The following is a 12448-nucleotide window of genomic DNA, read 5'->3' as shown; positions in this document are numbered from 1 at the left end:
ATTCTTTTTATTAACTTTATAGTATTAAACTAATAAATTAATTATGAACTCAATATTTGAATTGATAGATAAAGAATCTATTACACATTTGAATTTTCCTCAAATTGATGTACTCAAAGACAAGGAAGAAATGATTGCTAGGATAAATGATTTGGATAGAGCGCTTTCACTTGGAAATTTAGAACACTTAAAAATTAAAATTTATTTTGAAGATGATACTTCTAAAAAAGTGGTTGAAACAACTATTTGGGGAGTTACTGAGGAACGAGTAATATTAAAGCAAGGAGTTGTAATTCCAGTAAAAAGAATACATAAAATTATTTAATTTAAAATCTGACTATATATGAAAAAAATCGCTCTTTTGGGTCTATCCCTATTATTTACATTGGGTTCTGTAGCACAAGAATCTAAAACAATTAAAGAAGCTAAAAAAGCTTCAATAGAAAAAATTGAAAAGAATAAAAAAGAAGCTGAAAAGAAAAAGAAAGAATTAGAAGAAAAAGTAACTAAAGTAAAAAAAGATTCTAAATCAAAAGTGGATGAAACTTCTGCAAAAGGAAAAGCTACAGCATCAACTTCAAAAGCTAAAGCTATTGCAAAGCAAGAAGAAGCTAAAGCAAAAGTTGATGCAAAAAAAACAGACACTAAGGCTAAAGTAGAAACAAAAAAAGCGGAAGCTAAAACTAAAGTGAAGAAGACTGAAGCTGAAGAAAAAGAAGACTTGAAAGAAACCGCAATTTCTAGAGCAGCAGAGAAAAAGGTTACGGATAAAGTAACTGGAAAATACAAAGGAAAAAAAGTATTTACAGGACCAAGAGGTGGTAAATATTATATCAATAAAAACGGAAATAAAACCTATATCGACTAAATTGAAAATCCCGAGAAATCGGGATTTTTTTATATTTTTATTTTGATAGTTCTAGAAAAAAATTCTTGTGGGTGTAATAAATTAATCCCTTCTTTTTCAAAAATATTTCCATTATGATTTACGTTGTCTGCTAAACCACACCAAGGTTCTATACACAAAAATGGAGCGTTAGGTTTGGTCCAAACTCCTAAATAGGGAAATCCTTCAAACTGAACAGAAAGAACGGGTTCCTTCTTTTTTAAAAGTGTCAGTTCGTTTGATTCTAAATGCTTAAAAACTAAAGCGTCTTTTTCAAAAAGAGTGTAATTCAAATCAATTATCCCGTTTTCTGATTGTATTTTTTTGGATATTGTATTAAATTGTTCGTTATCCAATTCATACGATATAAATTCTTCAGTTTGGTTAAATTTCAAAGAATAATCAGAAAATGAATTTTCAATTGCAAAAGCAGGATGCGCTCCAATAGAAAAAGGCATAGTTGCTTCTGATTTGTTTTCAACGGAATACTTTATTTTTAATTCGTTTTCGTCTAATTCATATTCCAATCGTAATTCAAACTCAAACGGATAATTTTTAAAAGTTTCGGAATTACTTTCCAATACAAAAACAACGGAACTTTCGGTTTGATTTACAATTTGAAATTCGAAATTTCTAGCAAAACCATGTCGTGGTAATTCATAGGTTTTATTGTCAATGCTGTAAGTGTCATTTTTTAATCGCCCTACAATAGGAAACAATATCGGAGACGTTTTGTTCCAATACGTTTCATCAACTGACCAAATGTAATTTTTGGAATCTTTTTCTAATCGAATTAATTCGGCACCAAGAGCATTAATTGATGCCGAAATTATACTATTTGAAATCGTAACTATCATAATTAATTTTCTGCAATTCCTCTCCAGTTTCTAATGACTTTCGATAAAATGAATAAAAAGATTATGGATAAAATAAAGTTTAAAGAAACCATTTCTACCACATGATCTTTTAACCATTCATAAAATGGAGATTCATAGTATTTATACTCGTCAAGTCTATAATAATCAGGTTTATTTGCTTCCATAGTCAAAAAGTAAACAATTGGAATAATGGTACTAAAAGACCATAAAGCCAAGTTGAGCGCTATTCGACTTAATTGTAAGCTTTTCTTGTTGAAAAAGATTAGGAAGAAATAGAATAATATACCTAAAATAGTAGTTAAAATTAAATAAAAATACATAGTTGAAGAACCTGCAATTGCAGTAAAAATTCCGTAAATTACATTGATAACTCCTGTAACAACAACCGCAATTAACCAACTCTTTCCAGATGTTACACGGAATGAGAATATTAAAATTGATAATCCAAATGCTCCATATAGGAATGAAAGTATCATTTCAATTTCAATGAATGCATCTGTGTGAGCATCGGCTACAATATCATATTTGTCTTTTAAAATGTCTTGTTGAACAAAATATTTAGAATATTTATTTTCACCGTAAGGTACTGCTACGGCTGTTTCGTAATCATTGTATTGATATGAGTTTTCTGTTTCGAATTCTTTTAAGTAAGGTTGTATGTATAGAAATTCATTGAAATCGGGTGCTTTGTAAGTGATTTCAAACCATTTGGTTGCATTCAAATTAGTTGCTAAATTATGTTCGCGTATTAAACTCATATAATCGGCCATTAATTTTTTTATTTCTCCTTCATTATTGTTCTGCAACCAATTGTTTACTTGAATTTTATTTAGTGAATCTTGTTCTCTTGAAATAACAGAAAATTCAAACGTATTTCTATTTAATAAAGAGAATTGGTCGTATTTTTTGTTATTGAAAATGATGTGGTCTTTATATCGTAAAGCAACAGCTGAGTCAATAGTATTTGCTTCTATATCTTGCTCATTTGCATAATTAGCATCCGTTTGAGCAATTTTATTCCCTTGGTTATCAATCAATCCTGAAGCAAGCGAATCTATTTCGGTATCACTAAAACTTCCATCAATAAATATATCGGCAGTACTTATGATTTTACAACGTTTTGCTGTTTCTTCTAATGAATAATAACTTCTTTGATGCAATTGTTTTCCAATACTAAAAGGAATATAAAACGAGATGAGTAAGACACAAATGACAAATATTTGCATCCACTCAAAGAATAGACTGTTTTTAGATTTGCTATAAAAAGATTTTAAAGCGTTATTTTTGAAATAAGCCACCAGCCATAAAATCACAATAATAATAACCGATAAAATACCTATCATAATTGAAAAGGAAATTATATCAATATTATTTTTGTTTGAAAAATCAATGGTTCCGTCAATGTAACCTAAACCAAAGAAGATGATGTGCATTAGAATTCCAATAGCAACCATTGGAACAAACTTAGTGTTCCAAAGCAATGGATATTGAAGTAAAAGTTTTTTCTGTATATCTTTAAACATGAGATTTTTAATTTTAGTTCACAAAAAAGCGACGGGTTGAATTTGAAATATTTCGCATATAAGTTAAAGGAACCGATTGATTAACAACCGTTTTCATAAAATCATTAATGCTGATGTTTTCTGGGAAAGTTGCAATAAAAGTTCCGCCATTTTGCTCTAATGAAATGATTTCCAAAGTTGCAAAAGCTTGTTTTAGTTCGCTCAAATTTAATGAGCTTTCAAATTCAACAATACAATTTTTATTAGCTTCATTTTCGGCTAATAAATTCTTTTGTGCGCCACGTTTCAAGAAAACTACCTGATTTGATGTTTTTTCTACTTCGTATAATTGCTGCGAACTCAACACAATAGCAATAGGTCTAAAAGCCGAATTAGCTATGTTTCTAAAATCATCTAAAACGGTTTGTTGTGCTAAAATGTCTAAGTTTGCTAAAGGTTCGTCTATCAATAAAATTTTTGGTTTACGAAGTAACATTCGAGCCAATTCAAAACGCATTTTATAGCCTGAAGATAAGTTGTTCCAAGAGTGATTTCTGAATTTTCTTAGACCTAATCGCGTGATAATAAGATTTACTACTAAATTGTTTTCTTCTGGCTTGTATCCGTAAGAACTAGCAGTAAATTCTAAATTTTCGTACATAGAACCTCGCCAAGTATCTGTTCGTTGTGGAATGTAAACTAATTTGGTACGTAAATCATACAAATCATCATACTGAAATTGATAATTTATGCTTCCAGATGTTGGATGTAATTCACCACAAATACTACGTAATAAAGTAGTTTTTCCGTTTCCATTTTCTCCAACTAAACCAATGATTTCTCCTGTTTTGATGTCTAAGTTTATCGGACCTAATCCAAAAGCCGAATTATAAACTTTTTGAAGATTTTTAACCGAAATAATCGTTTGATGGTCGTGACATTCTTTTGAACTCAAAAAAGAGTGAAGCTCGGTAAGTAAATTAGAAAGTTGACTTAATTTCTCAATTTCGTTGTTTTCATTGTTGTCGTGCCAATCTAAAAAAGCATTTGTCTTTTGGTAAAGCGTAATATCTTCACTGTCTAAAGTAAAATCGATAATGCGTTTGATTACTTGATTGTAATCTTTAAAATCTAAAAGTTCTTTGACTTCTCGAAATTGTTTTTCAAATTCGGTCATATATTATTTTATAAAATTTCGTTTTAACAAGCCATAAATTACGGTATCTGTAAATTCATTGTTGTAATAAAAGTTCTCTTTAAAATGCGCTTCTTTTTCAAAACCATTTTTTTGTAAAACGCGCTCTGATGCAATGTGTCTAGAATCAATAACAGCTTCAATAGAATGAAAATTTAAGGTATTGAAAGCATAATCTAATAGTGTTTTAACCGCTTCTGTAACATAACCTTTTCCGTTGTGTTCAGGTATAATCATGTAACCTAATTCGGTTCTAAAATGTTCAGGTTGTGTTCGATAAAATCCCATAATCCCAATGCATTTATCACTTCCTTTTTCGGTTACAGCCCAATTGATATCGAGATTTTCGTCTATTTTATCGTTAATGATTTTGATGTGATTCAAGGCATCATCAATACTTGTAGCCAATGGTCTCGGAATAAATTTCATGGTTTCAGGATTGCCTCGAAGTGCTAAAATTTCTGGTGCATCATTATCTGTTAGTTTTCTAAAACGCAAACGTTCCGATTCTAGTATCGGAAAAGGAGAGAAGTTGAGTTGTAACATTTTTATAATTTGTTTTTTTATTGAGTTTGAAATTGTTCTTGAATAGCCTTGTCTTGTTTTTTACTGAAGAAAATCAACATACAAATAGCGCCAATGGTTGCATACAGCATATCCGATTGTGTGTCCCAAATGTAACCTTGTGTTCCCAAAAACGCATCGCCACCTTCACCGGTTGATAATGAAACACCCCATTCTAGCCATTCGTAAGCGGCACTTATTGCTAAACAAACTCCAACAATGATGAAGTTGAAAAAACTCTTGTTAGAAATAACATTTTTACGAATGAATAATTCTCGCACAATCATAGCAGGAACAAAGCCTTGTGCAAAATGTCCCACTTTATCGTAGTTGTTTCGAGTTTGATGAAACGTTTCTTTTATCCATTCAAAAGGTGGAACTTCAGCGTACGTATAATGTCCGCCAAGAAATAAGATGTAGCAATGAATTAGAATGAAGAAATACGTGAAATTGGTAAATTGAAAGCGTTTAAAGGTGAATGCTAAAATCGCAAACCCAATTACAGCAGGTAAAACTTCTAAAAACCAAGTAAAATATTCTTTTGGATAAATTCCAGAAACTACTAAACCTACAAAGAATAATAGTGTATAAAGTTGTAGTTTTTTCATTTAGTTAATTTGCTTTTTCTTTAAAATTAATGCACTTACAAATGAAAATACAATTCCTAATGGTAATATTTCCATATAAGTTAGTAATATAACCATAATTGGACTTTTATACATTTCTTTAAAGGAATTCATATCTTCGGTTACTTGAGCCACTTCATCTGGACTTGCTTTTGCAATCGCCATATCTGTATAATGTTCTGCGAAATTTGGGAAGAAATTATAAAAGATAATTAGCCAAACTATCACATAAATGGTTGAAATAATTAACGTAATCCAAAAACCTGTAAGGAAACCTTTTCCTAGAGAAATGGAACCATTATTTGCTTCTCTTTGTTGTTTAATTCCTGTCACTACAAAGAAAAAAGCTAGAAGCATCCCTGCAAATCCAATCATCATACTCACTTCTTTCTCAGGATTAGCTTTCATATAAGCCGTGATAAAGATTAGCAATGCAGAAACAATAATGCTTCCAAATAATCCTTTTTTTAAAATAATGTTGTTCATGATGATTAGTTTTGGTTAGTTAATCAAATTTAATGAAATTATTCATTGAAATCTAAATCCTTATTATGCGTTTCCGAAATAGTTAAAGTAGAGTAGATTCCCAATGCAAAAGCAAAGAAACCTACTATGGCAGCAGCAGCAATAACACCGTTATTCACTTTTAATCCATCAAAAGCTAATAACATTATAGGAACTAATCCTCGAACCATATTAGGAATAGTAGTGGTTGCTGTGCTTCTGATGTTTGTTCCAAATTGTTCTGCTCCAACGGTTACAAACATGGCCCAATAGCCAGTGCCTAATCCTAACCAAGCACAATAGAAGTAGTACATGTTTTCTGATTTGGTTCCTCCAAAAAGCATTAAAACAACTCCTATAATGGTGAATAACATCATATAAAAAATCGCTTTTTTTCGAGAATGCAGCCAATGCGAAATGAAACCACTTGCAAAATCTCCAATAGAAATTCCAACATACGCCCACATAATAGCCTTTCCAGGTTGAATATTTTCAATTCCCATAACTACAGCAAATTGATTCGCCATCACCGCTAAAATTCCGATGCAAAACCAAGTAGGTAAGCCAATGGCAATGCATTTCATGTATTTCACGAAACGATTCCAATTGGTAAAAAATGAAAAGAAATTTCCTTTTTTGATACCTGAATCATGTTTGATGTCGTTATAAATTTCAGATTCTGCGACACTGATTCGCAACACCAAAAGCATTAATCCTAATCCGCCGCCAATGAAATAAGCTATTGTCCAATCACCAGCTATTTCAACTGTTAATTGGGCTACAACAGCTCCAAGTAATCCAAATCCTGCCACAATTGAAGTTCCAATAGCGCGCAATTGTTTGGGTAAAGATTCGGAAACTAAAGTAATTCCAGCACCGAGTTCACCTGCTAAACCAATTCCTGCAATGAATCGCAACCATGCGTATAACATGGTTTTATCTTCAACTGGAAAATGAGGCAAAAATCCGCAAGCAATATTCGCTAAAGAATACACTAAAATGGAACCAAACAAAACGGAAAGTCTTCCTTTTTTATCGCCCAAAACGCCCCAAAGAATTCCGCCTAAAAGCAAACCTACCATTTGGTAATTCAGAATCATGGTTCCGGCCGTATCCACATCTAAATTCATATCTTTTAAGCTGGGAACACGAACAATTCCAAAAAGCAGTAAATCGTAAATATCTACAAAGTAGCCTAAAGCTGCTACAATTACTGGAAACGATAATAAATGTTTTAGTTTTTCTTGGGTTGTAAATTCTTTCATTGGGTTGCATTTGTTTCAAAAATAGAAAAATAATTGGTTATCAGATAAAAAAGAAACACCGATTCAAAATTGAACCGGTGTTTCCCAAACTAAAACAAACTTAACCCATTATAAACCCATGGATTGGGGTATGTTTTGTGAATTTATTTTACCAATTCACTTTGATTTCTAAATACTAATTGACCGTCAAAACTATCTAATAGAATAATGCTATCAGTAGTCACTTTTCCTGCTAAAATTTCTTTCGAAAGTTGGTTTAACACTTCACGTTGAATTACACGTTTCACGGGTCTTGCTCCAAATTGCGGATCGTATCCTTTTTCTGCTAAATACGCTACTGCTTCTGGAGTGGCATCCATAGTAATGTGTTGTTGAGCTAACATTTTAATCACACTTTTCAATTGCAATCCAACAATTTCTTTAATGTTTTTATCGGTTAACGGTGTAAACATTACGATTTCATCGATACGGTTTATGAACTCAGGTCTAACGGTTTGTTTTAATAAGCCTAGAACTTCTGTTTTTGCCGCTTCGGTTGCTGCTTCAATTCCACCTTTTAAATTCTCGAATTTCTCTTGAATTATTTGACTTCCCATATTTGAAGTCATGATAATAATGGTGTTTTTGAAATCCGCCATACGACCTTTGTTATCGGTCAATCGACCTTCATCCAAAACTTGTAATAAAATATTAAACGTATCTGGATGTGCTTTTTCAATTTCGTCTAATAATACCACTGAATACGGTTTTCTTCTTACGGCTTCTGTCAATTGTCCACCTTCATCATAACCTACATATCCTGGAGGCGCACCAACTAATCGGCTTACCGCATGACGTTCTTGATATTCACTCATATCAATTCGGGTCATCGCATTTTCATCGTCGAATAAATATTCGGCTAATGCTTTTGCTAATTCGGTTTTACCAACACCTGTAGTTCCTAAGAATAAGAACGAACCAATTGGTTTTTTTGCATCTTGTAAACCAGCACGACTTCTTCTAACGGCGTCACTAATGGCTTCAATTGCTTCTTCTTGTCCAACTACTCTTCGATGTAACTCATCTTCTAATTTGAGCAGTTTTTCTCTTTCACTTTGAAGCATTTTAGTTACTGGAATTCCTGTCCATTTGGCTACCACTTCTGCGATATCGTCATGCGTAACTTCTTCTTTGATTAGAGAATTACCAGCTTGATTTTCTGCTAATTGTGTTTGTAAAGCATCTAAACGTTCTTGTGCTTCTTTTATTTTTCCATAACGGATTTCAGCTACTTTTCCGTAATCTCCATTTCTTTCGGCTTGTTCGGCTTCAATTTTAAAATCTTCAATTTCTAATTTTACCGACTGAATGTTATCTACAACATCTTTTTCTGATTTCCATTTGGTGAAAATTTCGTTTCGTTCTTCTTTTAAATTCGCTAAATCTAAACCAAGAACTTTCAACTTAGTTTCATCATTCTCACGTTTGATGGCTTCAATTTCGATTTCCAACTGCATAATTTTTCTATCCAAAACGTCTAATTCTTCAGGTTTTGAATTGATTTCCATACGCAATTTTGAAGCCGCTTCGTCCATTAAGTCAATCGCTTTATCTGGTAAGAAACGATTCGTAATGTAACGTTGTGAGAGTTCTACCGCAGCAATAATTGCATCGTCTTTGATACGAACTTTATGATGCGTTTCATATTTTTCTTTGATACCTCGTAAAATTGAAATTGCACTTTCAGTATCAGGTTCGTCGATATTTACTTTTTGGAAACGTCTTTCAAGCGCTTTATCTTTTTCGAAATATTTTTGATATTCATCTAAAGTCGTAGCTCCAATCGCACGTAATTCACCACGAGCTAGAGCAGGTTTTAAGATGTTAGCCGCATCCATAGCGCCTTCACCACCACCAGCACCCACTAAGGTGTGAATTTCGTCAATAAAAAGTACAATATCACCTTCAGCAGAAGTAACTTCTTTTACTACGGCTTTCAAACGTTCTTCAAATTCTCCTTTATATTTCGCACCAGCAATTAAAGCACCCATATCTAAAGAATAAACAATTTTATCTTTTAGATTTTCCGGAACGTCGCCGTCAACAATTCGATGTGCTAAACCTTCTGCAATAGCTGTTTTACCAACACCTGGCTCTCCAATTAACATCGGATTGTTTTTGGTTCTACGAGTTAGGATTTGTAAAACCCTACGAATTTCTTCATCGCGACCAATAACTGGGTCTAATTTGCCGGTACGTGCTAATTCGTTAAGGTTTTTAGCATATTTATTCAAAGAATTGTATGTTTCTTCTGCTGATGCTGAGGTTACGCGTTCGCCTTTACGAATTTCCGCTATAGCGGTTTCTAATCCTTTTTCGGTTACCCCTTGGTCTTTTAGAATTTGGGCTACCTTACTTTTCGATTTGAAAATAGCTAAGATTAAATGTTCGATTGAAACATATTCATCGCTCATTTTTTTAGCAATGATATTGGCTTCATTCAAAGCTGTTGAAGCATCTCGAGAAAGCATGATTTCACCTCCCGAAACTTTAGGAAAGCTTTGTAAAGTACTATCCAATACTTTTTTAAATAACTCCACATTTACATTCAATTTTTTTAGAATGAAAGGAGTTACATTTTCGTCAACTTCCAATATACCTTTGAAAATGTGTTCATTTTCCAGTTGTTGGTGTTCGAATTCTTGTGCAAGTTGCTGTGCTTGTTGCAATGCTTCTTGCGATTTAATAGTTAAATTTTTTAAGTTCATTTTTAGTTGTTGTCGAGTTGGGGATTCGTTTTTATTTTCAATTTAATGATTTTGAAAGGAGTACTGCAATTGGTATTCCAATGCTTAAATCAAGACAAAATGACTGATAAAACTCCGAAAATCATATAAATTTACGACATAATGTCTTAAAGTACAGCTGAAATTCAATTTTTTTGATAAAATGTCGTGAATAATCGATGAATGAAAATGGGAAAGTTTTAAGCAAAAAAAACTCCGAAAATAACTTTCGGAGTTTCTAATATTTTTGGGTTTAATTTTAAAACTTCAAATCAATAGCAGGTAATAATTTACTTGAAACTTCACCAAAACCAATTCTTAAATTTCCTTTTTGGCAATATCCTCTAACAATAACGGTATCATTATCGTTGATGAATTTACGTTCAGATCCATCCTTCATTTTTAATGGTTTTTGACCGCCCCAAGTTAACTCTAACATCGAACCGAAAGAATCTTCTGTTGGGCCTGAAATTGTTCCACTTCCCATCATATCGCCTGAGTTTACTCTACAACCATTAATGGTATGATGTGCCAATTGTTGTGCCATTGACCAATACATGTACTTAAAGTTCGAACGAGAAACCACAGTTTCTTCTGAATTTTCCGGTTTTATTAAAACTTCCAAATTGATATCAAATGCCTTTTCACCTTTTTGTTTTAAATAAGGAAGCGGTTCTGGAGATTGCTCAGGACCTTTTGTTCTAAAAGGCTCTAAAGCATCCATGGTTACAATCCAAGGTGAAATAGACGAAGCAAAGTTTTTCGCTAAGAAAGGTCCAAGTGGCACATATTCCCATTTTTGGATATCACGCGCACTCCAGTCGTTAAATAAAACCATTCCGAAGATATGTTCTTCTGCTTCTTCAACTGGAATTGGTTCTCCCATTAAATTCGCATCAGTAGTAATAAAAGCAGTTTCTAATTCAAAATCTACTAATCTTGAAGGACCAAAAACAGGAGTAGTTTCTCCATTTGGTAACGTTTGCCCATAAGGTCTGTGAACTGGAATTCCTGAAGGAACAATCGTAGAACTTCTTCCATGATAACCTACTGGAATGTGTAACCAGTTTGGTAACAATGCATTTTCTGGGTCACGGAACATTTTTCCTACGTTTGTAGCGTGCTCTTTTGAACTGTAAAAATCGGTGTAATCTCCAATTTGAACCGGTAAAAGCATTTCGATGTCTTCCACTTTAAAGATTACAACTTCTCTGTGATTTTTATTGTCTCTTAAGGTTGGATTGGTTTCATCGAAAAGTTCAGCTAAGCGATTTCTAACCAAACGCCATGTTTTTTTCCCGTCAGAAATAAAATCGTTTAAAGTGTCTTGCATGAACATATCATCAGTAAGTTCAATGCCTTCGAAATATCCTAATTGATGTAAAGCCCCCATGTCGATGGCGCAATTTCCAATTCTTGTTCCAATAGTGATTACATCTTCTTTTGTAATGAAAACACCAAAAGGAATGTTTTGAATCGGGAAGTCGCTATTTTCAGGAACTGGAATCCACGATTTTCTATTTGGATCGTTTGCTATATTTGGCATATTTGTATTGTTAGTTTGTTGTTGAAAAATTATGAATCAAATATAAAATTATCTAGCAATGTAACAAACCTTTTTCGTAATTTTGACCTAATTTTAACGAATATTTATTGCAATGCAACGCGACGAACAAATTTTTGACCTAATTCTTGATGAACAAGACAGACAAATTCACGGAATTGAATTAATTGCTTCTGAAAACTTTGTTAGCGACCAAGTAATGGAAGCGGCAGGTTCATGTTTAACCAACAAATATGCTGAAGGATATCCTGGTAAAAGATATTACGGAGGATGTGAAGTAGTAGATATTGTAGAACAAATTGCAATTGACAGAGCAAAAGCTTTGTTTGGTGCTGAATATGTAAACGTACAACCACACTCTGGTTCTCAGGCGAATACAGCAGTTTTTGCAGCATGTTTAAAACCAGGTGATACTATTTTAGGATTTGACTTATCTCACGGAGGTCACTTAACACATGGTTCTCCAGTTAACTTTTCAGGAAAATTATACAATCCTGTATTTTATGGAGTAGAAGAGGAGACAGGTGTTTTAAACTATGATAAAATTCAAGAAATTGCTTTAGCAAACAAACCAAAAATGATTATCGCAGGAGCTTCGGCTTATTCTCGTGATATGGATTTTAAGCGTTTCAGAGAAATTGCTGACAGCGTTGGTGCTTTGTTATTAGCAGATATTTCACACCCAGCAGGATTAATTGC

The 12448-nt window shown here is 32.9% G+C and carries 11 protein-coding genes and 1 pseudogene; 3 read left to right on the top strand and 9 right to left on the bottom strand.

Annotated features, from left to right (window positions below; genetic code table 11):
• The first annotated feature begins 43 nt into the window (after window positions 1-43).
• The gene (locus tag B4I81_RS08590) at window positions 44-325 is read left to right on the top strand and encodes a hypothetical protein (RefSeq protein WP_291109669.1); all 282 of its coding nucleotides are present in this window, start codon (window positions 44-46) and stop codon (window positions 323-325) included.
• 18 nt (window positions 326-343) lie between these two features.
• Window positions 344-868 (top strand): hypothetical protein, encoded by a 525-nt coding sequence (locus B4I81_RS08585; protein ID WP_291109667.1) that lies wholly within the window; start codon window positions 344-346, stop codon window positions 866-868.
• Window positions 869-897: 29 nt separating this feature from the next.
• On the opposite strand, the gene B4I81_RS08580 is transcribed toward B4I81_RS08585, so the two are convergent.
• From B4I81_RS08580 to fahA, 9 genes are all read right to left on the bottom strand, one after another.
• A complete protein-coding gene (locus tag B4I81_RS08580) occupies window positions 898-1743 on the bottom strand; it encodes an aldose 1-epimerase family protein (protein ID WP_291109665.1) in 846 nt (281 codons plus the stop codon).
• A gap of 2 nt (window positions 1744-1745) precedes the next feature.
• The gene (locus B4I81_RS08575; protein ID WP_291109663.1) at window positions 1746-3287 is read right to left on the bottom strand and encodes a hypothetical protein; all 1542 of its coding nucleotides are present in this window, start codon (window positions 3285-3287) and stop codon (window positions 1746-1748) included.
• Between the two features lie 13 nt (window positions 3288-3300).
• Window positions 3301-4443 (bottom strand): ABC transporter ATP-binding protein, encoded by a 1143-nt coding sequence (locus B4I81_RS08570; protein WP_291109661.1) that lies wholly within the window; start codon window positions 4441-4443, stop codon window positions 3301-3303.
• Between the two features lie 3 nt (window positions 4444-4446).
• Complete coding sequence (locus B4I81_RS08565; RefSeq protein ID WP_291109659.1) at window positions 4447-5007, bottom strand: GNAT family N-acetyltransferase; 561 nt, start codon at window positions 5005-5007, stop codon at window positions 4447-4449.
• A gap of 17 nt (window positions 5008-5024) precedes the next feature.
• Complete coding sequence (locus B4I81_RS08560) at window positions 5025-5633, bottom strand: DUF2238 domain-containing protein (RefSeq protein ID WP_291109657.1); 609 nt, start codon at window positions 5631-5633, stop codon at window positions 5025-5027.
• Window positions 5634-6137: a DUF4199 domain-containing protein gene (locus tag B4I81_RS08555; RefSeq protein WP_291109655.1), complete on the bottom strand. Its 504-nt coding sequence runs from the start codon at window positions 6135-6137 to the stop codon at window positions 5634-5636.
• Between the two features lie 38 nt (window positions 6138-6175).
• Entirely contained in the window at window positions 6176-7420 is a 1245-nt protein-coding gene (locus tag B4I81_RS08550; protein WP_291109653.1) for an MFS transporter, read from the bottom strand.
• Between the two features lie 143 nt (window positions 7421-7563).
• On the bottom strand, window positions 7564-10167 hold the full coding sequence (clpB, locus tag B4I81_RS08545; RefSeq protein ID WP_291109651.1) for an ATP-dependent chaperone ClpB: 2604 nt from the start codon (window positions 10165-10167) through the stop codon (window positions 7564-7566).
• 277 nt (window positions 10168-10444) lie between these two features.
• Window positions 10445-11731 (bottom strand): fumarylacetoacetase, encoded by a 1287-nt coding sequence (fahA, locus tag B4I81_RS08540; RefSeq protein ID WP_291109649.1) that lies wholly within the window; start codon window positions 11729-11731, stop codon window positions 10445-10447.
• Window positions 11732-11843: 112 nt separating this feature from the next.
• Here fahA and glyA point away from each other — a divergent pair.
• Window positions 11844-12448: pseudogene (gene glyA, locus B4I81_RS08535) on the top strand (serine hydroxymethyltransferase); the annotation flags it as partial.

Origin of the sequence: Flavobacterium sp. UBA6195 (assembly GCF_002422095.1) — a bacterium.
Classification (GTDB): domain Bacteria; phylum Bacteroidota; class Bacteroidia; order Flavobacteriales; family Flavobacteriaceae; genus Flavobacterium.
This window is presented reverse-complemented; position numbering and strand designations above follow the sequence as displayed.

Bases quoted from the DNA above. Each gene is read 5' to 3' on its own strand.
- B4I81_RS08590 (WP_291109669.1), top strand. From the start codon at position 44: ATGAACTCAATATTTGAATTGATAGATAAAGAATCTATTACACATTTG.
- B4I81_RS08585 (WP_291109667.1), top strand. From the start codon at position 344: ATGAAAAAAATCGCTCTTTTGGGTCTATCCCTATTATTTACATTGGGT.
- B4I81_RS08580 (WP_291109665.1), bottom strand. From the start codon at position 1,743: ATGATAGTTACGATTTCAAATAGTATAATTTCGGCATCAATTAATGCT.
- B4I81_RS08575 (WP_291109663.1), bottom strand. From the start codon at position 3,287: ATGTTTAAAGATATACAGAAAAAACTTTTACTTCAATATCCATTGCTT.
- B4I81_RS08570 (WP_291109661.1), bottom strand. From the start codon at position 4,443: ATGACCGAATTTGAAAAACAATTTCGAGAAGTCAAAGAACTTTTAGAT.
- B4I81_RS08565 (WP_291109659.1), bottom strand. From the start codon at position 5,007: ATGTTACAACTCAACTTCTCTCCTTTTCCGATACTAGAATCGGAACGT.
- B4I81_RS08560 (WP_291109657.1), bottom strand. From the start codon at position 5,633: ATGAAAAAACTACAACTTTATACACTATTATTCTTTGTAGGTTTAGTA.
- B4I81_RS08555 (WP_291109655.1), bottom strand. From the start codon at position 6,137: ATGAACAACATTATTTTAAAAAAAGGATTATTTGGAAGCATTATTGTT.
- B4I81_RS08550 (WP_291109653.1), bottom strand. From the start codon at position 7,420: ATGAAAGAATTTACAACCCAAGAAAAACTAAAACATTTATTATCGTTT.
- clpB (WP_291109651.1), bottom strand. From the start codon at position 10,167: ATGAACTTAAAAAATTTAACTATTAAATCGCAAGAAGCATTGCAACAA.
- fahA (WP_291109649.1), bottom strand. From the start codon at position 11,731: ATGCCAAATATAGCAAACGATCCAAATAGAAAATCGTGGATTCCAGTT.